Below are 21,869 nucleotides of genomic sequence, written 5' to 3'. Positions count from 1 at the left end.
GGCCAGCAGCTTGCGCCACTGACCATTCGAGAACTGTTTTCTGGGGGCTTATGCGCCCGGCTGCACCGACTTGCCGAGGGCGGGCGGCGGGGTTTGCTCGGCCTGCTCGGGCTTGGGCAGCAGCAGCAGCTCCAGCACTTCGCTGACGTGCTCCACGGCGTGCACCTTGAGGTCGCCGCGAATGCTTTCGGGAACTTCTTGCAGGCTCGGCTCGTTGTCTTTGGGGAAGATGACTTCGCGGATTCCGCCCTGGTGCGCGGCGAGCAGCTTTTCCTTCAGCCCGCCGATGGGCAGCACCCGGCCGCGCAGGCTGATTTCGCCGGTCATCGCCACGTCGAGGCGCACCGGGCGCCCGGTCACCGCGCTGATGACGGCGGTGGCAATCGTGATCCCCGCGCTGGGGCCGTCCTTGGGCGTAGCGCCGTCGGGGAAATGGACGTGGATGTCCATCGTCTTGTGGAAGTCGGGGTCCGCGCCATACTCGGCGGCGTGCGCCCGCAGGTAGGCGATGGCCGCGCCCACACTTTCCTTCATGACGTCGCCCAGCGAGCCGGTCATGACGACCTTGCCGGTGCCGGGGGTCGCCAGCGCCTCGACGAGCAGCATGGTGCCGCCCACGCTGGTCCACGCCAGGCCCTGCGCCACGCCGACCTGGGGCTCTTTTTCCATCTTCTCGGGGCGGTGCAGCGGCACGCCGAGGAAGTCGGGAATCTGCGGCGCGTCGATGACCTTCAGGCCCTCCCAGGGGGTTTCGAGCAGTTCGCGGGCGGCTTTGCGGGCCAGCTTGCTGATCTGGCGGTCGAGGTTCCGCACGCCGCTCTCGGCGGTGTATTCCTCGACAATCCGGTTGAGCGCCGCGTCGGTGATTTCGAGCTTGCCGGTCAGGCCGTGCGACTTGATCTGCCGGGGCACGCGGTAGCGCTTGGCGATCTCGACCTTCTCCTGCTGGGTGTACCCAGGAATCTGGATGACTTCCATGCGGTCGAGCAGCGGGCGGGGGATGGTCTGGAGGCTATTCGCCGTCGTGATGAACATCACCTGCGAGAGGTCGTAGGGCACTTCGAGGTAGTGGTCCTGGAAGGTGTGGTTCTGCTCGGGGTCGAGGACTTCGAGCATCGCGCTCGAGGGGTCGCCGCGCCAGTCGCTGCTCATCTTGTCGATTTCGTCGAGCAGGACCACCGGATTGACCACGCCCGCCGTCTTCATGCCCTGGATGATGCGGCCCGGCATGGCGCCGATGTAGGTGCGGCGGTGCCCGCGAATCTCGCTTTCGTCGCGCACGCCGCCGAGCGCCATCCGCACGAACTTGCGGTTGAGGCTGCGGGCAATGCTCTTGCCCAGGCTCGTCTTGCCCACGCCGGGAGGGCCCACGAGGCACAGGATGGGCGCACGCAGTTCGGCGTCGTCGGTGCGTTCTTCGGCGCTGCGTTCACGGCGCTGCTCCTCGGTTTCGCCGTCCTTGTGGGTGAGCTGCCGCACGGCCAGGAATTCCAGGATGCGGTCTTTCACGTCACCGAGCGCGTAGTGGTCGCTGTCGAGAATGTCGCGGGTGCGGCCAATGTCGAGGATTTCCTCGTCACGCTTGCTCCACGGCACGTCGACCAGCCAGTCGATGTAGTTGCGAACCACGGTGCTCTCGGGGCTGCCGCCGGGGGTGCGTTCCAGGCGTTGCAGTTCCTTGAGGGCCTTGTCCTTGACCGACTCGGGCATTCCGGCTTCTTCGATCTTCTCGCGCAGGGCGTCCACTTCGGCGGGGCTGTCCTCGCCGCCGCCGAGTTCCTTGCCGATGGCCTTCATCTGCTCGCGCAGGTAGTACTCGCGCTGGTTGGCGTCCATCTGCTCTTTGACGCGCCCGGCGATCTTCTTGTCCATGTTGAAGCGCTCGGTGTCACGGGTCAGCAGCTTGAGCACCGCTTCGAGGCGGGGTTGCAGGTCGCCGGCCTCGAGGACTTCCTGCTTTTCCTCAGGGGTCCAGGTGGCGTGGTGCGTGACCTGGTCGGCCAGGGCGCCCGCGTCGGTCAGGGCCTTGAGGCCTTCGAGTTGGTAGTTGTCCAGGCGCAGGTTCTTGTTCTGGCGCTGGTAGTCCTCGAATGCCGACTTGACTTCGCTGGCGAGTACACCGATCACGCGGGCCTGTTCACCCTGCGGCTCGGTGGCACTCTGGGTGTCGGCGCGCACGCGCATGTAGGCGCTCGGCACTTCGTCCATCACGCGGGCCCGTTCCTGCGCCTCGACGAGCACCTGATAGGTGTTGTCGGGCATCCGCACGACCTGCTTGACCACGGCCAGCACGCCCATGTCGAACAGTTCGGCGCGGGTGGGGTCGTCGGTGCGGGGGTCACGCTGCGTCAGCAACAGCACCCGGCGGTCGGCGGCCTGGGCTTCGTCCACCGCCCGCTTGCTCTTGGGGCGCCCCACGTCCACGTTCATGGTGACGCCGGGCAGAATCACGATATTTCTCAGCGCAACTACGGGAAGTTCCCAGATCATGCTTGCTCCTTGCCTGCTCTTTGAAAACCGCCGCAGGGGCGGAAAGATTAAAGGGGATGCGCCGCCAGGGGAGGGTCAAAACCCCACCTGCGGGTACCCTGAAGTCTAGGGTCACAGGCGGGGTTTTGGCTGTAAGCTAAATCGCTTTATGCAGACTTTTTGAGTCCCTTAGACTCAAGTGCCTTCAGTGGGTCGTCAATATACTCCGCCTCGAAACGAATTTCCTTCACGTCGTCGCGGGGTAGTTCGAACAGCAGATCGGTCATCGATTTTTCGAGGACGGCGCGCAGGCCACGCGCCCCGGTCTTGCGCTCCTTGGCGCGGTGGGCGACTTCTTGCAGCGCTTCTTCGCTGAAGGTCAGGTCCACACCCTGAAAGCCGAACAGCGCTTGGTACTGCTTGATGATGGCGCCCTGCGGTTCGGTCAGGATGCGGATCAGGGCGTCCTCGTCGAGGTCTTGGAGCTGCACCACGAGCGGCAGACGGCCCACGAACTCGGGAATCAACCCGAACTTCACGAGGTCTTCGGGAAGGAAGCGCACTTCTTCCTTTTCCTCGCCCTTGTGCTCGGCGCCGAAGCCCACGGCGCGGACGTTGGTGCGGGCGCGGGCGATTTCGCTCATGCTCTCGAAGGCGCCGCCCACGATGAACAGGATGTTGCGGGTGTCCACCTGCACGAGTTCCTGCTGTGGGTGCTTGCGACCCCCCTGCGGGGGAACTTGCGCCACGGTCCCTTCGATGATCTTGAGGAGCGCTTGCTGCACGCCTTCGCCGCTCACGTCGCGGGTGATCGAGGTGCCTTCGGACTTGCGGGCGATCTTGTCGATTTCGTCCACGTAGATGATTCCGCGCTCGGCGGCGGCCACGTCGTACTCGGCGGCTTGCAGCAGGCGGACAATCACGTTCTCCACGTCGTCGCCCACATACCCGGCTTCGGTCAGCGTGGTGGCGTCGGCGATGGCGAAGGGCACTTCGAGCATTTCCGCGAGGCTCTGGGCGAGCAGCGTCTTGCCGGTGCCGGTCGGCCCGATCAAGAGGATGTTGCTCTTTTGCAGTCCGGCGTCAGGGTTCGAGAGGCGGTGGTAGTGGCTGACCACGGCGACGGCGAGCGCTTTCTTCGCTTCGTCCTGTCCAATCACGAACTCGTCGAGGTACGCCTTGATTTCCTTGGCGCTCGGCAGTTCGTCGAGGCTGAACTCGCTGCCCGCTTCCTTGCGCTGCTGCTTGACGAGGTCAAAGGCGCGCTCGGCGCACTCGTTGCAGATAAAGGCGGCGCGGCCCGGCGCTTCGATGAGCTGGGCGATCTGCGGGTGCTGGCGTCCGCAAAACGAGCAGCGGTCGGCGGTGGCGCGGGTCATTCTTCGCCTCCCCGGTTTTCGCGGGTCTGGTCGATCACTTGGTCGATCAACCCGTACTTGAGGGCTTCTTCGGGCGACATGAAGTAGTCGCGCTCCATGTCACGCAGCAGCTTTTCCTGCGGCAGGTCGGTGTGCTTGTGGTAGATGTCCACCAGCGTGTCGCGCAGCTTGAGGACTTCTTTGGCCTGCACTTCGAGGTCGGGGGTGTTGCCCCGGAAGCCCGCCGAGCCCTGGTGAATCATGATGCGGCTGTTGGGCAGGGCCATGCGCTTGCCCTTGTCGCCGGCCATCAGGAGGACACTGCCCATGCTCATCGCCATGCCGACGCAGATGGTCGAAACGGGCGCCTTGATGTAGCGCATGGTGTCGTAGATCGCCAGGCCCGCGTAGACTTCGCCGCCGGGGCAGTTGATGTACATCTGAATTTCCTGCTCGGGGTTTTGCGAATCGAGCAGCAGCAGTTGCGCCACGATGGAGTTCGCCATCTGCGACTCGACGGGCGTCCCCACGAAAATAATCCGGTCTTTGAGCAGCCGCGAGTAGATGTCGTAGGACCGCTCGCCGCGTCCGGTCTGCTCGATTACGTAGGGAATCACACTCATAACCTCCATTATCGCACGGCTCCGGGAGGGGAAAGTGGGCCAGGGGGGGAAGGGGGCGGGGGAGTTGCCGAGTCCCGGCTGCTCAGCCTTCCAGCCCCGGCCCCACCCGCCGCAGCGTAAGCGCGACGAGCACCGCGAGCAGCGCCGCCGCCCCCGTGAGCAGCGCGGGCACCGCCCAGCTTCCCGCCCCGGTGAAGCCCAACCCCAGCAGCCAGGGCATCAGGACGCCGCCCACGCTGCCGCTGACCAGCAGCGAGGCGACGAGCCGCGCCGGAATGCGCCGGGCCGCCCAGGCGAGCGTGGTAGGAAAGATAGGCCCGCAGGCGACGCCGACCAGGACATAAGCGAAGGGCGCGAGCGCGGGCAGCGCCGTGAGCGCTGACCCGACCGCCGCGAGCAGCGCCGCCCCCAGCACCAGCCGCCCCGGCGCGACGTGGCTGGCAAACAGACTGGTGAGCACCCGCGAAACGGTCAGGCCGCCCCAGTAGGCACTCACCACCAGCGCCGGGCTGGCGTGCCCCACCGCGCCGAGGTAATTGGCCGCCCAGGCGCCCGACCCGACTTCGACGCCCACGTACAGCAGCAGCAAACCAGCAAACAGCGCCAGGGTGCTGCGGCGGGCCTGACTGCTTTCCGTGCCGGTGTCCTGCAACAGCCGGGGCAGCCCCCACAGCCGGGCGGCGAGCAGGCTCAAGCCCGCCAGCACGGCAATCGTCACGAACGCGAGCGGCAGTCCACCTCCTGGAGACCCCGCCTGCCGCGCGGTGAGTGCGAGGAGTAGCGGTGCGAGCATGCTGCCCACCCCGAACAGCGCATTGACGAAATTGATGGCGCGGGTGCCGACGCCCGCGTAGGCGGCATTCAGTGCCCCCGAGACTCCACCCAGGCCCAGTCCGCCGAGCAGCGCGCCCAGCAGTGCAAGCGGCCAGGTTGGGGCGGCAGCGACCAACAGCGCCCCGGCGGCAAGCAGCGTAAAGGCCCCGCCGACCACCCGCCCCACGCCCAGCCGCGCGAGCAGCAGTCCCGCGAGCGGAGGCGCCGCCGCCGACCCGATGAAGTGGGCACTGGCAATCAGGCCGACCCGCGCCGTCACCACCCCGAAGCGCTCCTCGAAGGCAGGAAACGCCGGGCCATAAATTGCCTGCAACACTCCCAGACACAAAAAAGCCACGGCGCCGGCACCGACCACGGCAAAGGTGAGGGGCTGGGGCGGCGGGGCCAGCGGTGGTGAGGAAAGCGGCGCGGGGGCAGGCTCGGCGACAGACATCGGGAGGCAGGGTAGCAAGCGGGCCGGGGCTGGCGAGGGCTTCAGCGCGTCTTCCGGCCCTGCTCCTGTCTTTCCAGCGCATTGTCAGCGTTGCGGGGCTGTGGCAGAATGCGCGGCGAATTCTAGTTCCGCATGACTTACCCATTTGCCGCACCCAGTGGCCCCGCCGAGGCAGCCACCGTAAGGAGCACCGAAGTGACCCAGACCAAGCAAGTCAGACTCACCCGCGAAGGCTTCGAGCGTCTCGAAAAGGCGCTGGAGCAGGAGCAGAACCGCCTGAACGAGGCCACCCGCATCCTGCAAGAGCAGATGGAAACCAGCGCCGACAACGAAGACACCGGCCTCGAAGACGCCAAGCGCGAGAAGATGAACATCGAGGCCCGCATCGACGAGCTTGAAGACACGCTCGCCCGCGCCACCCTCATCGAAGACCAGGAAAATGGCGGGCGCGTCGAACTCGGCGCCATCGTGCAGCTCTCCAACGAGACGAGCAAAAAGGACATGAAGGTGCAGGTCGTGAGCGCCGCCGAGGCCGCGATGGTCGGCGGCTCCATCACCCGCATCAGCGAGGAAAGCCCGGTGGGCCGTGAACTGATGGGCCGCAAGAAGGGCGAGTCGTTCGTGGTCACCCTCGAAGGCGGCAAGCAGATGAAGTACAAGGTCAAGGGCATCGAGTACTGACCGGCAAAACGATGTGAAGCGGAGGAAGTCCCGGTGATGGGGCCTCCTCCGCTTCTTTGATGGGGTGCTCTCAGCCCACGCAGCGCGTCGGCTCGGATTCGCTGAGGTGCGCGCGCGCCCAGGCGTCGATGGCGTCAATCACGGTCTGGAGTTCCTGTCCGGCAGGGGTCAGCGAGTACACGCTGCGGGCGAGCTTGCCGCCGCCGTCTTCGGTGCGCTTGACGATGATGCCCAGGTCTTCCAGGCTCTCCAGGCGCTGCGTCAGGGTGGCGCTGTTGCAGCCGCCCACGGCGCGGGCCAGCTCGTTGAATCCCTTTTCGCTCCCCAGCAGGGCGCGGACGATGTGCAGCACCCATTTTTCCTGCAACACGCCGATGGCGCGGTACACGGGACAGAAGGTCGGGGGGGCAACGTCATTCATATCTGACATCTTACACCGTGACGGAGCACAAAGTATGGCGAAAACCAGAGTGCTTGACTTTTTAAAGCGGTTGACCTAACTTGTCGCCCATGACTGCGACCCAGACGCCCCCCGCCGCCACCCAGCGCCCGCTGAGCATGACCGAAGCCATCGAAAGCCGGCGCAGCATTCGCCAGTTCGTGCAAGAACCCCTGAACCAGGACGACCTGCGCGAGATCCTGCGCCTCGCCAGCCTCGCGCCGAGCGCCTGGAACGCCCAGACCTGGCGCTTTGCGGTGGTGCAGACCCCCGAACTCAAGGAGCAACTGCGCGAAGCCGCCTACGGTCAGCCCCAGGTGACGAGCGCGCCCGCCGTGATTGTTATCTACAGCGACATGGAAGACACCCTGCAAACGGCGGAAGACACCGCCCACCCTGGCCTCGGCGACGCGGGCCGCACCCAGCAGCGGGCGACGTTCGACGGCGCTTTCGGGGCGCAGGACACCGCGCAGCGTGGGCAGTGGGGGTTGACCCAGGCCAACATTGCCTTCGGGTTCCTGATGCTCGCCGCGCGTGGGCTGGGCTACGATACCGTGCCGATGCTGGGCTTCGACCAAGGCAAGGTGCGCCAGATTCTGGACCTGCCCGAGCACGTGCAGTTCGCCGGGATTCTGCCCCTCGGCAAGCGGGCCGAGGAAGGCTACCCTCACCACCGCCACAGCGTGGAGCGGGTCGCCAAGTTCTACTGAGCCTTTCAGCGAAAAGCAGGACCGGACAACAGTGTGCCGGTCCTGCTTTTTCGTGTTGCCGGCGCCCAGCGTCATACGGTTTTCATCCGATTCCCGAACATCCGGAAGAGGCGCCGGATGCCCGTCCATCTCCTTAAAGCCGTATTTTTTCTATGCGCTCCGCGAAAAATTGCCCCCGGACATGTCCGGGACTCAATTTAAAGCCGTATCAGTCCTCGGCGGTTTCCTTCACGGTCATGATGCTCAGGCCCGCGTCCACATAGATGGTCTGCCCGGTGATGCCGCTGCTGAGGTCGGAGAGCAGGAACAGCGCGAGCTTGCCGACTTCCTCGGAGGTGGCGTTGCGCCCGAAAGCGGCGTTCATGGCCCCCTTGTTGTAGAGCTTGCCGAAATGAGGAATCGAGCGGGCGGCGATGGTCCGCATCGGCCCGGCGCTGATGGTGTTCACGCGAATCTCGCGCTCACCGAGGTCGGCGGCGAGGTAACGGGTGGCGGCTTCGAGGGCGGCCTTGGCCACACCCATCACGTTGTACCGGGGCACCACCTGCTGCGAGGCGTGGTAGGTCAGGCTGATGATGGAGCCGCCGTCGGGCATCAGCGGCTCGGCGCGGCGGGCGGCGGCGACCAGGGTGTAGGCGCTGACGTTGAGCGCGGTGTTCCAGTCGTCAGCGGTGGTGTCAATAAAGCGCCCGTCCATCGCGGTGCGCGGCGCGAAGCCGATGGAGTGCACGAGCAGGTGCAGCTCGCTGAACTCGTCTTTCACGCGGGCAAACAGCGCGTCCATGTCTTCTTCGCTGGTCGCGTCGGCCTGTTGAATCCAGGTGTTCGGCCAGTCTTTCGTCAGTTTTTCCAGCTCACCTTTCAGGCGCTCGCCCTGGTAGGAAAAGCCCACGCGGCAGCCCGCTTGCAGGAGTTGCTCAGCAATCGCCCAGCCCAGGCTGCGGGCATTCGCCACGCCCATCACCAACGCTGTTTTGCCCGAAAGGTCAATCGTCACACTCATGCGGGCGACTCTAACGCGTGGCGGGGTTCAGATGCTTGGAGCGGGTTCAAGCCGCGCCGCCGCGCTCCACTCTGGACCGCTACACTCTGGACAATGACTGCCCCCGGCCTTCCGCTGCTGCGCGCACCGAACCTCGCCGTGCCCCACGCCTTTACCACCCGCGCGGGCGGCGTTTCGGCGGGGCCGTATGCGGGCCTCAATCTGGACGACCGCAGTGACGACCCGCGCCCGGTGGCCGAAAACCGCGCCCGGCTCGCGGCGGCGCTCGGGTTCGCGGCGGACGATTTTGCCCGGCTGAATCAGGTCCACGGCGTGCAGGTCGTTCACGCGCAGGCGCCGGGGTTCTGGGAAGGCGACGCGCTGGTGACGGCCACCCCTGGCGTGCTGCTCGCCATCGGCACGGCGGACTGCTACCCGCTGCTGCTCGCGGACCCGGAAGCAGGCGTCATCGGCGCAGCGCACGCGGGCTGGAAGGGCACGGTGGGGCGCATCGGGCAGCGGACAGTCGAGCAGATGGTGAACCTCGGCGCCCGCCCCGAGCGGATTCACGCCGCCGTCGGCCCCGGTATCTGCGGCGAGCAGTACGAAGTGGGGGAGGACGTGGCCGCGCAGTTCCGTGCCGCCGGACTGGGCGAGTGGGTGCTGGAGCGGGAAGGCCGCACGCACCTCGACCTCGCCGGGGCCAACCGCGCCCTGCTGGAAGGAGCCGGAGTGGGCGACCTCTGGGTCAGCGGGCGCTGCTCCACCGAGGCCGACTTCTATTCCTACCGCCGCGACGCGGGGCAAACCGGGCGGATGTGGGCGGTCATCGGCCTGCCGCGTAGGGAAGGGCAGACCGGGGAGGCGCGCGCATGAGCCTGCTGCGGCCCGACGACCTCATCGCGCACGTCTCGCAGATCACGCCCGAGTTTCTGGCGGCGCGGGGCCTGCGCGGGCTGGTGCTCGACCTCGACAACACACTGATTCCGTACAAGAGTTACGAGGACGCCGCCGAAATAATCGCCTGGGCCGCCGACCTGCGCGGCGCGGGCATCCGGCTCTACCTGCTGAGCAACGCCACCGCCAAACGCGCCGCCTTCTGGCTGCCGAAACTGGGCTTCGACGGCGTGGGCATGGCAGGCAAGCCCAATCCCCGCGCCTTTCGCCGGGCGTTGGAGGTGCTCGGTCTGCCTGCACCGCAGGTGGCGATGGTGGGCGACCAATTGTTCACCGACGTGCTGGGCGGCAACCTGGCGGGGATGCACACGGTGCTGGTCGAGCCGCTGATCGACAACGCCCTGCCGCATACCCGCCTGACCCGGCGGCTGGAGCGGCAAGTACTTGGGCGCTACGGCCACGACTGGCAGCCGCGCCACCCCCGCAAGGGAGCGGGGTAACGCCTCTAGCTCTGGTTCAGCCGCTCTTTGTAAGCTAGCGCCACCTCCCTACAGGCCAAGTGGCGGCACTGTGTTCCCTGCGGCATAAAGTTGTGACAAGCGGGGGCTTACCCTGTTCCTCGACTATTTTCGACCCGCCTGTGCAGTGGTGGCAGGCAGGACGGCTGGAGGGATGAAACTTGGCTCTTTCGATTGGTGACCGCCGCCTGGGCGCGATTTTGCTGGACCAGGGGTATCTGGGCGACAACGACTTGCAGCGGGCGCTGGAGCGGCACTCCGAGGTGGGGGGCCGCCTCGCTGACGTGCTGATCGACTCCGGCATGGTGGGCGAAAAACGCATCGCCCGCGCCATCGAGGAAGCGCTCGGCATTCCGCTGGTCAACCTGCTGGCGGTGCAGCCCGACCCGGCGGCGCTGCGCTCGATTCGGCCCCAGACGGCCCTCAACTTGCAGGCGTTTCCCTTCGCGCTCGAAGGTGACCGGCTGCGGGTGGCGCTGGTGGACCCGCTGTCGAGCTTTTCGATCGAGACGCTTGAAGACGACAGCGGCTTCGACATCGAACCGTATCAGGCGCTGCGCGAGGAAGTGATGTGGGCCATCGCCACGCACTACCCCGAGCTTGGCCTGGAGATCGTGGTGCCCAGCGGGGCCAGCGACGCCGGGCGCACCGGAGGCAAGCTCGGTGAGCGGCTGATCACGCACGGCTACATCACCGACGCACAGCTTCAGGTGGCGCTCGACGCGCAGCAGCAGACCGGCGAGGCGCTCGGGGCGACCCTGATCTCGCAGCGGGCCATCACCGAAGACCAGCTCTACGAGGTGCTCGCCGAACAGGAAGGCACCACCTTCCTTCCCAACCCCAGCGGTTTTCACCCCGGCGAGGAAGTCCTCGGCAGCATGCTGCGCGCCGACGCCCTGCGCCTGCTCGCGGTGCCGGTGGACGAAACCGAGCAGGGCGTGACGGTCCTGACGAGCGACCCGCGCAAGCGCCCCGACATCGACGCGCTCATCGGGCGCCCAGTGCAGTTGATGCTCACGCGCCCGCGCGACATCGAGCGCCTGATTGAGCAGTTCTACCCGCAACGGGGCCGCCTCGGCGAGCAACTCGTGCAGGAAGGCACGCTGTCGCGCGACCAGTTGCGCGAGGCGCTTCAGGTGCAGGCCCGTGAGGGCAAGGTCAAGCCGCTCGGCGAGGTCATCACCGAACTCGGATTCGCCAGCCCCGACGAGGTGGATTCGGCGCTGCAAAAGCAGAACGTCGGCGGAGGCCGCCTGGAAGACACCCTGGTGCAGTCAGGCAAGCTCAGCCCCGAGATGCTCGCCCGCTCGCTCGCCGCGCAGCTCGGCTACGAGTTCCTCGACCCCATCCAGAACCCGCCGGACCCCAAGGTCGCGCTGATGATTCCCGAGGCCACCGCCCGCCGCTACGTAGTGGTGCCGGTCAGGCTCCAGGGCAACTCGCTCGTCGTCGCCATGAAAGACCCGCGCAACGTGTTTGCGCTCGACGACCTCAAGCTGATTACCGGCAAAGAAATCCTGCCCGCCGTGATGGCGGAAAAAGACATCATCCGCCTGATCGAGCGCTACTTCGGGGAAAAGGGCTTCGAGAAGCTCAACAAGGAACTCGCCGAGCGCAACAAGACCCAGCAGTCGCAGGAAGCCGACCTCTCGGTGGCCGACGAGAGCGCCATCGTGCAGGTGGTGGACTCGATTATCCGCGAGGCCGCGCTGCAAGACGCCTCGGACATTCACATCGAAACCACCGAGGACGCCGTCAAGGTGCGCTACCGCATCGACGGTGCGCTGCGCGAGCAGAACTCCTTTCCCAAGGGCGCGGCGCAGCAGATCATGGCCCGCCTCAAGATCATGGGCCACCTCGACATCGCCGAGCGCCGCGTGCCGCAAGACGGGCGCGTGCGCTTCAAGAAGGGCAGCATCGACCTCGACCTGCGTCTCTCGACCCTGCCCACCGTGTACGGCGAGAAAGCCGTCATGCGTCTGCTGCAAAAGGCGAGCAACATCCCCGAACTCGAGCAGCTCGGCTTTTCCGAGTACAACTACGCCCGCTACACCGAGATTATCGAGCGGCCCAACGGCATTTTTCTGGTCACCGGGCCGACGGGGTCGGGCAAGTCGTTCACCTGTTTTTCGACCCTCAAGCGCATCGCCAAGCCCGAGAAAAACACCACGACCATCGAAGACCCCATCGAGTACGAGGTGCCGGGCATCGTGCAGTCGCAGGTGAACAACTCGACCGGGATGACCTTTGCCCGCGCCCTGCGCGCCTTCCTGCGTCAGGACCCCGACATCATCTTCGTGGGCGAAATCCGTGACCAGGAAACCGCCAAGATTGCGGTGGAAGCGGCGCTCACCGGCCACATGGTGCTCGCCACTCTGCACACCAACGACGCGCCAGGCGCCGTGACCCGCCTTGAGGAAATGGGCATCGAGAACTTCAACATCTCGGCGGCCGTGATGGGCGTGCTCGCGCAGCGGCTGGTGCGCCGGGTGTGCAGCGAGTGCAAGCAGCCCACCAACGCCGACCCCGAGGTGCTCCGGCGGCTCGGCATCAGCGAGCGCGATATTCGCGGCGCGAATCTGATGCGCGGGACCGGCTGTCCCCGCTGCGGCGGCACCGGCTACAAGGGCCGCATGGGGATCCACGAGCTGATGGTGATGGACGACTCGCTGCGCCGCACCATCGGGGCCGGGCGGCCCGCCGCCGAAATCCGCGACGTGGCGCTGGGCGAAAGCGGCCTGCGGAGCCTGCGCCAGGACGGCATCGAAAAGGCCCTGCAAGGCCTGACCACCCTTGAAGAAGTGCTGGCCGTCACCGCGAGCTGAGGCGCCTGCCGCGTCCAGAGAAGCCGATTCCAGAGAGCAAAAGCAAAAAGGAAAGCTGACCCATGACCATGACTTCCGGCATCGACATCACCGATATCCTGCGCCTCGCCGCCGACAAGGGTGCCTCCGACATCATCCTGGCCGCCGGGCTGCCGCCGCAGTTCAAACTCTCGGGCGACTACGACGCGCAGGGCTTCGAGCCGCTGAGCGCGAGTGACACCCGCAAGCTGATGTACTCGATGATGAACGAGCGCCAGCAGCGCATCTTCGAGGAAAAGCGCGAACTCGACTTTTCCTTCGCGCTCGGCGACAAGGCCCGCTTCCGCGTGAACGCCTTCATGCAGCGCGGCAACGTGGGCGGCGTGATGCGCCTCATCCCCACCACCGTCCGCACGATTGCCGAGATGGGGCTGCCGCAGACGGTGATCGACATCGCCAACGCGCCGCGCGGGCTGGTGCTCGTCACCGGGCCGACGGGCTCGGGCAAATCGACCACCCTCGCCTCGATGATCGACCACATCAACACGACCAAGAAGCTGCACATCCTGACCATCGAAGACCCCATCGAGTTCATGCACCCCAACAAGGCGAGCATCATCAACCAGCGCGAGGTCGGCAGCGACACCCTGAGCTTCGACGACGCCCTGCGCGCCGCGCTGCGTCAGGCCCCCGACGTGATTCTGGTGGGCGAAATGCGCGACTACGAGACCATCAAGGCCGCCGTGACCGCCGCCGAAACCGGGCACCTCGTGATGGGCACGCTGCACACCAACTCCGCGCCCGAATCCATCGACCGCATCGTGGACGTGTTTCCCGAGGAGCAGCAGGAACAGATCCGGGTGCAGCTCGCCAACAACCTCGTCGCCGTGATGACCCAGCAACTGCTGCCGCGCGCCGACGGGCAGGGACGCGTGCTGGCCTACGAAATCCTGCTGGCGAACCCGGCGGTCCGCGCCCTGATCCGCGAGGGCAAAACCTTCCAGATCACCAGCGTGATGCAGACCGGCGCCCGCGAAGGCATGGTCACGATGGACGCCTACCTCGCCGGGCTGTTCCGCCGCCATCTCATCACCTACGACAAGGGGCTGGAACGCGCCATCGACCCCAAGGAATTCGCCCGTCTCGCCAACGACGCTTCGGCGGGCCTCGGCGGCGCCAGCATGACGCCCGCCGCGCCGCCCGTTCCCGCCTACAACAGCGCTTCGAGCAGCAGCACTGGGCGTGGTGGTGACTTCGGACGCGGCGCGGCGGCCCCAGCGACGCCCGCTGCCCCTGCCGCAGGCCGCAGCGAACCGGGACGCGCCGGAGGCTTTGGCCGCCGCTGAGCCGAGCAATAAAACGCCGCCTGCACCGGGATTTCCCAGGCAGGCGGCATTTTGTTGAAGAATCAGCGGTTTTCGATCTGCGACTTGAGCTCCTCGGATTCGCCGGGGGGCAGGTCGCCAGGCTGCTCGCTGACGTGGGGCGGGCCGCTGAGGGCGGGGGCGGTGTAGCCCGCGTTGGGGTCGCGGTTCAGGCCGACTTCACGGCCCACGGCGGTGCCCGAAAGTCCGTCGGCGGTGGTCATCAAGGCGAGGTCGTTGGCGCCGAGCACGCTGCCCGCTGCGCCGTCAACGAGGCCCGCCGTCGTCTCGGCCCCAGCGAATTCCGGGGTCTGGAGACGGTGCTCCATCGCTTCGGGGTCGCGGGTGGCGAGCTGGTCAAATTGCTCGGTGACAGCGGCGGGATCAGGCATGTCGGGCGACACGGCGCTGCCCAGGCCCTCGTCGGAGCTACTCACGCGGCTTTCGAGCGGCGTGGTCGTGTACATCGGCTGATGCACGTCGCGGGCGCTGTCGGCTCCGGCGTCGGTGTTGGTGGTCACGGTGCCGGTGGCCGTGGTTTTATTCAGTTCGTCCATACCGGCATTGTGGCTGCTCGGCGGCGGCGGTGGGTTGGAAGTTTCTTACCGATTGCGGTGGAATCGTTAATTGCGGCTCAGTTTGGGCGAGGTGGGGCGTCCTGGCTCTCGGTGCCCGCCTGGGCCAGCACCGGGAACTGCCGCAGCAGCCCCTCGTGCTCGTTGTCCCGCGCGAGGTCCGCCGCGCTCTCGCCGTCGTTGGTGCGGGCGTGGGGGTCGGCGCCCCGCGTCAGCAACTCGGCCACCAGGTCTGCCGCGCCCTCGCGCACCGCCAGCAGCAGCGGGGTCCAGCCGCCGGGTTGCGCGGCGTGCGAGTCGGCGCCCTGCTCCAGCAGCAGCCGCGCCGTCTCCCACTGTCGCCCGCCGAGCGCCGAGTGCAGGGGAGAGGCCGCTGCGGGTTGCGGCTCAGCGCGTGCAGGTCCGCCCCGCCGCCGAGCAGCGCCCGCGCCGCCTCCGTGCGCCCGAACATGGCGGCGAGGTGTAGGGGCGTGAAGCCGTCGGGGTTGAAGGCGTTCACGTCCGCTCCTTCCGGTAGGGGCTGGCCCGTCGCCGCCGCCTCGAACACGTCCAGTTCCGGGCCCGCCGCCAGCAGCACGTCGAGCACGTAAGGCCGCTGGTAGTACGCCGCGAACATGACCGGCGACAGGCCGCTCGGGCTGCGCGCTTGCAAGAGTTCCGGCTCGGCCCGCACCAGCAGGCGCACGCCCTCGGGGTTGTTGGCGTGAATGGCGGTGAAAAGGGTGGTCACGGCGTCGGACATGGGGACAGGGTAGAGGGTGCAGCGGCAAAAGGAAGGGCGGAGAGGATTCTGTTCCCCTCCGCCCTTACCTGTTTAAAGACCCCCTCACCCCTTGCTGCGCAAGGCCCTCTCCCACAAGGGTAGAGGGTCAAAAACGCCAAGCACTCTTATGTCAAATGCTCTACGCCCCCGGTGTAAGCGGGTCGGTGTCAGCGGGCCTGCAACACCAGCGCAATCCCCATGCCGCCGCCGATGCACAGGCTCGCCACGCCGGTTTCCTTGCCGGTGCGGCGCAACTGGTGAATCAGCGTGGTCAGCACGCGGGCACCCGACGCGCCGATGGGGTGGCCCAGCGCAATCGCGCCGCCGGTCAGGTTGACGTGGGCGGGGTCCACCTCGGCCCCCTGCTGCCCCAGGTCGCGCAGCACGGCGAGGCTCTGCGCGGCGAAGGCTTCGTTGAGTTCGAAGAGGTCCACGTCGCTCATCGACAGCCCCGCCCGCTTGACCGCCAGCGGCACCGCGTAGGCCGGGCCGATACCCATGATGGCCGGGTCCACGCCCACGTTCGAGTAGCCCTTCACCTCGGCCAGGATAGGCAGCCCGCGTTCCTGCGCGTAGCTCTCGGTGGTGACGAGCACCATCGCCGCGCCGTCGTTGATGCCGCTGGCGTTGCCTGCCGTGACGGTGCCGCCGTCCTTCTTGAAGGCGGGCCGCAGCTTGGCGAGCGCTTCGAGCGACGTGGCGCGGGGGTGCTCGTCCTTGTCGAAGGTCACCGGGCCCTTGCGGGTCGGGACTTCCACCGGCACCACTTCGTCGCCGAAGTATCCGCCTTCGATGGCGGCGGCGGCGCGCTTTTGTGATTCGAGCGCGAAGGCGTCCTGGTCCTCACGGGAAATGCCGTATTTCTCGGCGAGGTTCTCGGCGGTCGTGCCCATGTGGTAGTTGTGGAACACGTCGGTCAGGCCGTCGGTCAGGATGGTGTCGAGAATCTCGCCGTGCCCCAGCCGGTAGCCTTCACGGGCCTTGGGGAGCAGGTAGGGCGCGCGGCTCATGGACTCGGTGCCGCCCGCGAGGTAAATCTGGCCGTCGCCGGACTTGAGGCCCTGAATGGCGCTCACCACCGACTGCAAACCACTGCCGCACATGCGGTTGATGGTCTGTCCCGGCACCGCGTCGGGCAGCCCGGCGCCGCGCCCCACCTGCCGCGCCACGTTCATGCCCTGGCCCGCCTGGAGCACGCAGCCCACGATGACGTCGGCAATGTCGGCCTTCACTTCGTCGCTCACGCCGCTCAGGACTGCGCCCGCCGCCGTGACGCCGAGGTCGACCGCCGACACGTCTTTCAGGCTTCCCATGAAGCTGCCGATGGGCGTGCGCTTGGCCGCCACGATGACAATTTTTTCAGACATACCTAGAGTTTAACGGGGCCGTCCTCCATTTCGCTGTTCACCGGGCGACACTTGCCCGGTATCACGCCGCTGCATCACACAGGCACATCTCGCAGCCAGGGCCAGCGGGCGCGGTAGCTCTCCGCTTTGGCGGCGTACAGCCCCGGCGAGTGGTTCAGGGCGTTGCGTTTCAGCAGGCCCGCCGCCATGTCGTCCAGGCCGTAGGGCGCGTAAACATTCCCCTGCGCGTCGATGCCCAGGCAGGTGCACTCGATGAGAAACTGGTCTATGCCTTCCTGCACGCTCCGGATGGGCGGGCGGTTCAGGCCGTGCTTGGGATTGAACCACAGGTGCACGCGGGCCTGGTTGCGAAGCTCGATGGGGGCACTGAGGTCGGCGAAAAGCAGCGCCGCCCGCCGAATCACGGCGTCCTCGGCCTCGTAGCTGAGGTCGGCGTCCCAGTAGAAGAGGTCGTAGTCCTTGATGTGCGCCGCCGGGTCGTTGCTACTTTGCACGTTCCAGACGGTGCCGAACAGTGAGCCTGCCACCAGCAGGGCTCCCGGCGCAAAGGCAGCGAGTTGCGGCAGCCGGTCCAGCAGGGCCGCGTTGACCGGGTTGTGCCGCACCAGCGCCAGAAACTCCTCTTCGGTCATGCCAGCAGTTCGGGGAAATGCTCGGTGCAGGCCCAATCCCGCTGCCACCCCGGCCAGGAGTGGCCCAGCCGCAGCTCCGGCAGCAGATGCTCCGGCACCTCCAGTTCGGGGGAGGTCAGCCCCCGTGCCCCGCAAAGCGCGCCGACCACGCAGGCCACCGTGTCGGAATCGTCGCCGAGCAGCACAGCGGGCTCCACGCACCCCAGCCAGGTGCCCGCCTGTGCGTGTGCCAGCGCCGCCTGCAAGGTGTCCAGCACGTAGCCGCTCTGCGACCTCACCTGCCCGCTCAGGCCCGCGCGGGCTGCCCGGCGCACGTCGGCGCGGGCCTGACGCTCGGTGGCCTTGAAGGCGCCAAAAGCCGCGCGGGTGTCCACGCCGAACAATCCAGCATCAAGCAGCACGGAGCGGGCGTCGGAGGCGTCCATCACTTGCAGACTCTCCTCAGCGGCGGCCTGGAAGGGTTGACCCGCCGCCAGCCGCCCCAGCAGCGCCGTAAAAAACACCGACGCGAACACGCAGCGCGGGTCGGCGTGGGTCAGCGCGGTCACGAGGGCGCTTTCGCGGTTCAATTCCTCGCCCTGAAAGCCGCGCAGCCACACCGCCGCGATTCTCATCAGGCCGCCGTTGCCCGCGCTCTGGAAGCGGCTGTGTTCCCAGGCGCGCACGCCGCCGTCGAGGGTGCCCAGGCGCAGCGCGGCGCGGGTCAGCCCCCCCACGTCGGGCGGCGCGGTGGACAGCCAGTCGCGCAGGCCCGCGAGAACGCCCGGTAGCCCGTCGCCCTTTCGGTAGCCGAGCAGGGTCGCCGCCACCATCTGGCTGTCGTCGGTGGCCTCGCCGGGCGCGAACCCGAAGACGCTGCCGGGCTGATAGGTCGAAATGCTCTCGCCGTAGCGGGCGCGAATCGCCTCGGGCGTCTTGAATTCGGTGGCGGCCCCCAACGCGTCGGCGGCGCTCAGGGACAGCAGGGCGATGAGGGCCGGGGCGGGCGCGGCGCTCACGCCTGCACTCCGCTGTGTTCCTCGGCAGGAAGCGTTTCCTCACGCATCCGGCGGTGAAAGTCGCGCACCCCCGTGAGCAGCAGGTCGATGACCCGGCCCAACACGCCGCGAAAGGCGGCTTCGTCTTCCAGAAAGCCCTGGTAGCTCATCCACACCGTGTCGCTCAGCACGACTACTTTCAGGCCCTTGTAAAGCATTTGCAGGTGCATGGCGATGTCGAGCGCCTGCGTGCGCTCCCCGGCGTCTTCCAGCGCCCAGACATTGGGCGCGGCGAGGTAGAGGTACTGCGGGTCGTCCTCGTTGGCAAAGCAGCACAGGTAAAACCCTTCGGCCTTGAATTCCACGTCGCCGTCGCCGTCGAACTGCGGGCGGTAGCCCTCTGCGGCCAGGTACTCGTGATACGCCCGCGCCCTGGGGCCGGGAGCTGTCGCCTCTGCGGTCATGCCGCAGGGTAGCGCGGCCTGGGAATGTTTCGCCTTTCGACCCTCTACCCTAGTGGGAGAGGGCCTGCCAAAGGCAGGGGTGAGGGGGGCATTTTCTGGCAAGTGTTCTAAGGGTCCAGCCAGGGAAAGCCCCACGGGTCCGCTTGACAGCGGGCGTCCACCGTCTCCCGGTCATGCAGGCGCACGGGCAGGGGAAAATCGGCGGCCTGCACGGGCACGGCGAAAAGGGGCCGGACGGGAGTGGGGCAAACCCAATGACTTTCCTGAACTTCGCCGAGGCCAGGATTGTGGTAAGGCGATGAATTTTGAAATCCCTCCCTGCTCAGGACGTAGACCGTGCCACTCACGAGCAACTCTTCCACCCTGTTGACTTGCCCTTGCCTCGGCGCCAGAGACATGAAATAGCACATTTCGCCCCACTGCCCATTTTTCTGGAGGCGCAGGCCCATATCGCTCATCTGAGTGGTCTGCGGATTGCGGAGGGCGTACATCATGGCCCAAATGCCGTCCGATGCGGCGTAAACGCCGATGGTGTTGCTGAACTCGTCGGGCTGCCGGTAAGCCTTCTCTGCCGGGCGCAGTTCCGTGAGTTCGCCAACAGGCGACCCATGCAGCAAAAAACCCTGTTCCGTCAGCCAGCGCAAAAAGACCCATTTCGGCAGTGTGGCGGGTACCTGCGCCGCCGTTCTCCCCCTCAACGCCGCCCGGCAAGCCGCCTCGTCAGCAGGGGAGAGAACGTCAGCGGGCGCCCGCAGCATCCAGGACTTCATGCCCTCAGCTTGTCACCCCTCTGGGTAGCCGTGACACTGCGCCGGGAACAGGCTGAAAACTCTAGAGCTCTTTCTCAAAGCTGATAAAATTTATCAACCATCATGCAGGGGTCTGTTCGGCATCTCCCCCGCGTAAGGAGTTTCAGATGCAAAAAGGTTTTTTGACGTTGCTCACATTGACGCTGCTTTCTCAGGCGGGGGCTGCGGGCACGCTTGTCTACGGCGCTCCCGGCGAACCGGTCAACCTCAACGCGGGCAACGGCGGCGACAGCCCCAGCTTGCAGGGTGACGCGCAGATTTATGACCGTCTGATTGATTTCAAGCCCGGTACGGCGGAACTCGTTCCCGCGCTGGCGACGAGCTGGAAAAGCAACGCGGCGGCGACGGTCTGGACCTTCACGCTGCGTAAGGGCGTCAAGTTTCACGACGGCACGCCCTTCAACGCCGACGCCGTGATTTTTAACGTAAGCCGCTGGTGGGACAAGAAGAATGCCTACCGCTACGGCGCGACCTTCGATGTCTGGCCGCAACTCCTCGGCGGCAACAAGGGCGAGGCGGGCAGTTTGCTGCGTTCGGTGAGCAAGTCGGGCGACACCGTGGTGTTCACGCTTAACAAGCCCGTGACCGCGTTTCCGGCACTCATCGGCAGCTACTATTTCGGTATCGCCAGCCCGACCGCCGTCAAGAAACAGGGCACCAGATACGGCACGCCAGCGGGCAGTGCGGTGGGCACGGGTGCGTTCATCCTGGAAAGTTGGAAGGCCGGTGACCGCCTCAACTTCCGCCCCAACCCCAACTACTGGGGCACCAGGAGTACCCTGGACCGCCTCGTCTTCCGCTTCATCAAAGACCCGGCGCAGCGCCTCAACGAAGTCCGCGCCGGAACGGTGGACTTCACCAGCAACCTCAACCCCGAAGCGACGGCCCAAATCAAGGCCGACAAGCGCCTGACCCTGGTGCTGCCGACCTCCTTCAATGTGGGCCTGCTGAACATGAACGTGCGGCACCCCGCGCTGAAAAACGCCAAGGTGCGCGAGGCCATCCGTTTCGCTGTCAACCGCCCCGCCATCGTGGACGCCTTCTGGGGTGAACTGGGCAGCGTGGACAACAGCATGTTGCCGCCGAGCATGGCCTGGGCCAACAGCAAGAACGTGCCGCCCGTCAAGGTCAATGCCCAGGTCGCCAAACGGCTGCTGACCGAAGCCGGCTACCCGAACGGCTTCAGCATCGACCTGTGGTATCCGTCGATCAGCCGCAACTACCTCCCCACCCCCAAGCCGGTGGCCGAAGCGATTGCCGCCGACCTGGGCGCCATCGGCATCAAGGTCAACCTGAAGACCGAGGACTGGCCCAAGTACCTCGAAGACCGCCGCGCCGGGGTCTTTCAGATGTACCTCTACGGCTGGGGTGGCGACTACAACGACCCCGACAACTTCTACAGTGCCTTCTACGGCGACAAGGGCAGCGACGACATCGGCTTCAACCCCGGCAACATCCTGAACACGCTGAACAAGGGCCGCGCCGCATTGACCCAGGCCCAGAAAGCCCCTTACTACAAGCAGCTTCACGAACTGACCTACAACGCCAACGTGCGGCTGCCGCTGGTCCACAGCACCGCCCCCGCCGCCGCCCGCACCTACGTCAAGGGCTGGATTACCGGGCCGCTGAGTACGGTGGGCTCGCTCAACTTGGTGACAGTGCAGAAATAAATCGATGCCATAAAAGAGGGCTGCGGCGACGTGGCCCTTTTTTGATCTCTAGAACCATAGGCAGACTAGGCTTGACATTCGAATAACTTAGGCAGACTATGTAGACAGACATAGCTATGTGGGGCCGCAACCGCGTGGGACGCCGCGTGGCCGAGGCCCGAAGAGGAGTGACCATGAACCCTGACCTGTTGCGCGGCAATCTCGACCTGATTCTCCTGAGCATCCTGGAACGGCGGCCCCTCTACGGCTTCGCCATCATTCAGGAGGCCAAGGACCGGACGGACGGGTACTTCGAGTTCAAGGAAGGCAGCCTGTATCCCGCGCTGCACCGCCTGGAAGTGGACGGCCTGCTCGCCGCGCAGTTTGGCGAGGCCGGGCGCAACGGCAAGCCGCGCAAGTACTACGCGATTACCGACCTCGGCCGGCAACGGCTGGCGCAGAAGCGCGAGGAGTTTCAGACCTTCACCGGGGCCGTGCACCGTCTCGCCGGGAGCTGAGGG

22 protein-coding genes are annotated in these 21,869 nt (G+C 66.4%); 8 read left to right on the top strand and 14 right to left on the bottom strand.

Annotation, left to right across the window (positions count from 1 at the left end):
• Positions 1 to 48: 48 nt before the first annotated feature.
• From lon to DR_RS10095, 4 genes are all read right to left on the bottom strand, one after another.
• Positions 49 to 2,490, bottom strand: a complete 2,442-nt coding sequence (gene lon, locus DR_RS10110) for an endopeptidase La (protein ID WP_010888607.1) — start codon at positions 2,488 to 2,490, stop codon at positions 49 to 51.
• Between the two features lie 146 nt (positions 2,491 to 2,636).
• Positions 2,637 to 3,848 (bottom strand): ATP-dependent Clp protease ATP-binding subunit ClpX, encoded by a 1,212-nt coding sequence (gene clpX / locus DR_RS10105; RefSeq protein WP_010888606.1) that lies wholly within the window; start codon positions 3,846 to 3,848, stop codon positions 2,637 to 2,639.
• Positions 3,845 to 4,459, bottom strand: coding sequence for an ATP-dependent Clp protease proteolytic subunit (clpP, locus tag DR_RS10100; RefSeq protein WP_010888605.1), 615 nt, complete (start codon positions 4,457 to 4,459; stop codon positions 3,845 to 3,847). Before clpP ends, clpX begins: the two co-directional genes overlap by 4 nt.
• Positions 4,460 to 4,532: 73 nt before the next feature.
• Positions 4,533 to 5,717 (bottom strand): MFS transporter, encoded by a 1,185-nt coding sequence (locus tag DR_RS10095; RefSeq protein ID WP_051618904.1) that lies wholly within the window; start codon positions 5,715 to 5,717, stop codon positions 4,533 to 4,535.
• 195 nt (positions 5,718 to 5,912) lie between these two features.
• Between DR_RS10095 and DR_RS10090 the strand changes: the two genes are divergently transcribed.
• A complete protein-coding gene (locus DR_RS10090) occupies positions 5,913 to 6,398 on the top strand; it encodes a GreA/GreB family elongation factor (RefSeq protein ID WP_010888603.1) in 486 nt (161 codons plus the stop codon).
• Positions 6,399 to 6,468: 70 nt separating this feature from the next.
• Here DR_RS10090 and DR_RS10085 read toward each other — a convergent pair whose 3' ends face one another.
• Positions 6,469 to 6,828, bottom strand: a complete 360-nt coding sequence (locus DR_RS10085) for a winged helix-turn-helix transcriptional regulator (RefSeq protein WP_010888602.1) — start codon at positions 6,826 to 6,828, stop codon at positions 6,469 to 6,471.
• A gap of 80 nt (positions 6,829 to 6,908) precedes the next feature.
• Between DR_RS10085 and DR_RS10080 the strand changes: the two genes are divergently transcribed.
• Positions 6,909 to 7,547 (top strand): nitroreductase family protein, encoded by a 639-nt coding sequence (locus DR_RS10080; protein ID WP_027479823.1) that lies wholly within the window; start codon positions 6,909 to 6,911, stop codon positions 7,545 to 7,547.
• 208 nt (positions 7,548 to 7,755) lie between these two features.
• On the opposite strand, the gene DR_RS10075 is transcribed toward DR_RS10080, so the two are convergent.
• Entirely contained in the window at positions 7,756 to 8,550 is a 795-nt protein-coding gene (locus DR_RS10075; RefSeq protein ID WP_010888600.1) for an enoyl-ACP reductase FabI, read from the bottom strand.
• A gap of 93 nt (positions 8,551 to 8,643) precedes the next feature.
• On the opposite strand from DR_RS10075, the gene pgeF reads away from it, so the two are divergent.
• The 4 genes from pgeF (at position 8,644) to DR_RS10055 (ending at position 14,094) form a co-directional block, all read left to right on the top strand.
• Entirely contained in the window at positions 8,644 to 9,405 is a 762-nt protein-coding gene (pgeF, locus tag DR_RS10070) for a peptidoglycan editing factor PgeF (protein ID WP_010888599.1), read from the top strand.
• Entirely contained in the window at positions 9,402 to 9,926 is a 525-nt protein-coding gene (locus tag DR_RS10065; RefSeq protein ID WP_010888598.1) for a YqeG family HAD IIIA-type phosphatase, read from the top strand. Before pgeF ends, DR_RS10065 begins: the two co-directional genes overlap by 4 nt.
• A gap of 179 nt (positions 9,927 to 10,105) precedes the next feature.
• Positions 10,106 to 12,769, top strand: a complete 2,664-nt coding sequence (locus DR_RS10060; RefSeq protein WP_027479822.1) for an ATPase, T2SS/T4P/T4SS family — start codon at positions 10,106 to 10,108, stop codon at positions 12,767 to 12,769.
• A 62-nt stretch (positions 12,770 to 12,831) separates the two neighbouring features.
• Positions 12,832 to 14,094 carry a type IV pilus twitching motility protein PilT gene (locus DR_RS10055; protein WP_010888596.1) on the top strand — a complete coding sequence of 421 codons (1,263 nt, stop codon included), beginning with the start codon at positions 12,832 to 12,834 and terminating at the stop codon, positions 14,092 to 14,094.
• Positions 14,095 to 14,156: 62 nt separating this feature from the next.
• On the opposite strand, the gene DR_RS10050 is transcribed toward DR_RS10055, so the two are convergent.
• From DR_RS10050 to DR_RS10020, 8 genes are all read right to left on the bottom strand, one after another.
• The gene (locus DR_RS10050) at positions 14,157 to 14,669 is read right to left on the bottom strand and encodes a hypothetical protein (RefSeq protein WP_010888595.1); all 513 of its coding nucleotides are present in this window, start codon (positions 14,667 to 14,669) and stop codon (positions 14,157 to 14,159) included.
• Positions 14,670 to 14,746: 77 nt separating this feature from the next.
• Complete coding sequence (locus DR_RS16865) at positions 14,747 to 15,001, bottom strand: ankyrin repeat domain-containing protein (RefSeq protein ID WP_234944694.1); 255 nt, start codon at positions 14,999 to 15,001, stop codon at positions 14,747 to 14,749.
• Positions 14,899 to 15,429 (bottom strand): ankyrin repeat domain-containing protein, encoded by a 531-nt coding sequence (locus DR_RS10045; RefSeq protein WP_010888594.1) that lies wholly within the window; start codon positions 15,427 to 15,429, stop codon positions 14,899 to 14,901. Before DR_RS10045 ends, DR_RS16865 begins: the two co-directional genes overlap by 103 nt.
• 188 nt (positions 15,430 to 15,617) lie before the next feature.
• Positions 15,618 to 16,817 (bottom strand): acetyl-CoA C-acetyltransferase, encoded by a 1,200-nt coding sequence (locus DR_RS10040; protein WP_010888593.1) that lies wholly within the window; start codon positions 16,815 to 16,817, stop codon positions 15,618 to 15,620.
• Between the two features lie 74 nt (positions 16,818 to 16,891).
• Positions 16,892 to 17,449: a nucleotidyltransferase family protein gene (locus tag DR_RS10035; protein WP_010888592.1), complete on the bottom strand. Its 558-nt coding sequence runs from the start codon at positions 17,447 to 17,449 to the stop codon at positions 16,892 to 16,894.
• Entirely contained in the window at positions 17,446 to 18,447 is a 1,002-nt protein-coding gene (locus DR_RS10030) for an ADP-ribosylglycohydrolase family protein (protein ID WP_010888591.1), read from the bottom strand. Before DR_RS10030 ends, DR_RS10035 begins: the two co-directional genes overlap by 4 nt.
• Positions 18,444 to 18,890: a hypothetical protein gene (locus DR_RS10025; RefSeq protein ID WP_051618937.1), complete on the bottom strand. Its 447-nt coding sequence runs from the start codon at positions 18,888 to 18,890 to the stop codon at positions 18,444 to 18,446. Before DR_RS10025 ends, DR_RS10030 begins: the two co-directional genes overlap by 4 nt.
• 107 nt (positions 18,891 to 18,997) lie before the next feature.
• Positions 18,998 to 19,660 (bottom strand): hypothetical protein, encoded by a 663-nt coding sequence (locus tag DR_RS10020; protein WP_010888589.1) that lies wholly within the window; start codon positions 19,658 to 19,660, stop codon positions 18,998 to 19,000.
• Between the two features lie 146 nt (positions 19,661 to 19,806).
• Between DR_RS10020 and DR_RS10015 the strand changes: the two genes are divergently transcribed.
• Together DR_RS10015 and DR_RS10010 are read left to right on the top strand one after the other, a co-directional pair.
• The gene (locus tag DR_RS10015) at positions 19,807 to 21,369 is read left to right on the top strand and encodes an ABC transporter substrate-binding protein (protein WP_010888588.1); all 1,563 of its coding nucleotides are present in this window, start codon (positions 19,807 to 19,809) and stop codon (positions 21,367 to 21,369) included.
• 173 nt (positions 21,370 to 21,542) lie between these two features.
• Positions 21,543 to 21,866: a PadR family transcriptional regulator gene (locus DR_RS10010; protein WP_010888587.1), complete on the top strand. Its 324-nt coding sequence runs from the start codon at positions 21,543 to 21,545 to the stop codon at positions 21,864 to 21,866.
• Positions 21,867 to 21,869 lie beyond the last annotated feature (3 nt).

This window comes from Deinococcus radiodurans R1 = ATCC 13939 = DSM 20539 (genome assembly GCF_000008565.1).
In the GTDB taxonomy this organism is placed as follows: domain Bacteria; phylum Deinococcota; class Deinococci; order Deinococcales; family Deinococcaceae; genus Deinococcus; species Deinococcus radiodurans.
The sequence above is the reverse complement of the archived record's forward strand: the minus strand, read 5'-3'. Positions and strand labels throughout refer to the sequence as shown.

What these genes read in the sequence shown, in the direction of transcription:
- lon (WP_010888607.1), bottom strand. Translation starts at nt 2,490, where the DNA reads ATGATCTGGGAACTTCCCGTAGTTGCGCTGAGAAATATCGTGATTCTG.
- clpX (WP_010888606.1), bottom strand. Translation starts at nt 3,848, where the DNA reads ATGACCCGCGCCACCGCCGACCGCTGCTCGTTTTGCGGACGCCAGCAC.
- clpP (WP_010888605.1), bottom strand. Translation starts at nt 4,459, where the DNA reads ATGGAGGTTATGAGTGTGATTCCCTACGTAATCGAGCAGACCGGACGC.
- DR_RS10095 (WP_051618904.1), bottom strand. Translation starts at nt 5,717, where the DNA reads ATGTCTGTCGCCGAGCCTGCCCCCGCGCCGCTTTCCTCACCACCGCTG.
- DR_RS10085 (WP_010888602.1), bottom strand. Translation starts at nt 6,828, where the DNA reads ATGTCAGATATGAATGACGTTGCCCCCCCGACCTTCTGTCCCGTGTAC.
- DR_RS10080 (WP_027479823.1), top strand. Translation starts at nt 6,909, where the DNA reads ATGACTGCGACCCAGACGCCCCCCGCCGCCACCCAGCGCCCGCTGAGC.
- DR_RS10075 (WP_010888600.1), bottom strand. Translation starts at nt 8,550, where the DNA reads ATGAGTGTGACGATTGACCTTTCGGGCAAAACAGCGTTGGTGATGGGC.
- pgeF (WP_010888599.1), top strand. Translation starts at nt 8,644, where the DNA reads ATGACTGCCCCCGGCCTTCCGCTGCTGCGCGCACCGAACCTCGCCGTG.
- DR_RS10065 (WP_010888598.1), top strand. Translation starts at nt 9,402, where the DNA reads ATGAGCCTGCTGCGGCCCGACGACCTCATCGCGCACGTCTCGCAGATC.
- DR_RS10055 (WP_010888596.1), top strand. Translation starts at nt 12,832, where the DNA reads ATGACCATGACTTCCGGCATCGACATCACCGATATCCTGCGCCTCGCC.
- DR_RS10050 (WP_010888595.1), bottom strand. Translation starts at nt 14,669, where the DNA reads ATGGACGAACTGAATAAAACCACGGCCACCGGCACCGTGACCACCAAC.
- DR_RS10045 (WP_010888594.1), bottom strand. Translation starts at nt 15,429, where the DNA reads ATGTCCGACGCCGTGACCACCCTTTTCACCGCCATTCACGCCAACAAC.
- DR_RS10040 (WP_010888593.1), bottom strand. Translation starts at nt 16,817, where the DNA reads ATGTCTGAAAAAATTGTCATCGTGGCGGCCAAGCGCACGCCCATCGGC.
- DR_RS10035 (WP_010888592.1), bottom strand. Translation starts at nt 17,449, where the DNA reads ATGACCGAAGAGGAGTTTCTGGCGCTGGTGCGGCACAACCCGGTCAAC.
- DR_RS10025 (WP_051618937.1), bottom strand. Translation starts at nt 18,890, where the DNA reads ATGACCGCAGAGGCGACAGCTCCCGGCCCCAGGGCGCGGGCGTATCAC.
- DR_RS10020 (WP_010888589.1), bottom strand. Translation starts at nt 19,660, where the DNA reads ATGAAGTCCTGGATGCTGCGGGCGCCCGCTGACGTTCTCTCCCCTGCT.
- DR_RS10015 (WP_010888588.1), top strand. Translation starts at nt 19,807, where the DNA reads ATGCAAAAAGGTTTTTTGACGTTGCTCACATTGACGCTGCTTTCTCAG.
- DR_RS10010 (WP_010888587.1), top strand. Translation starts at nt 21,543, where the DNA reads ATGAACCCTGACCTGTTGCGCGGCAATCTCGACCTGATTCTCCTGAGC.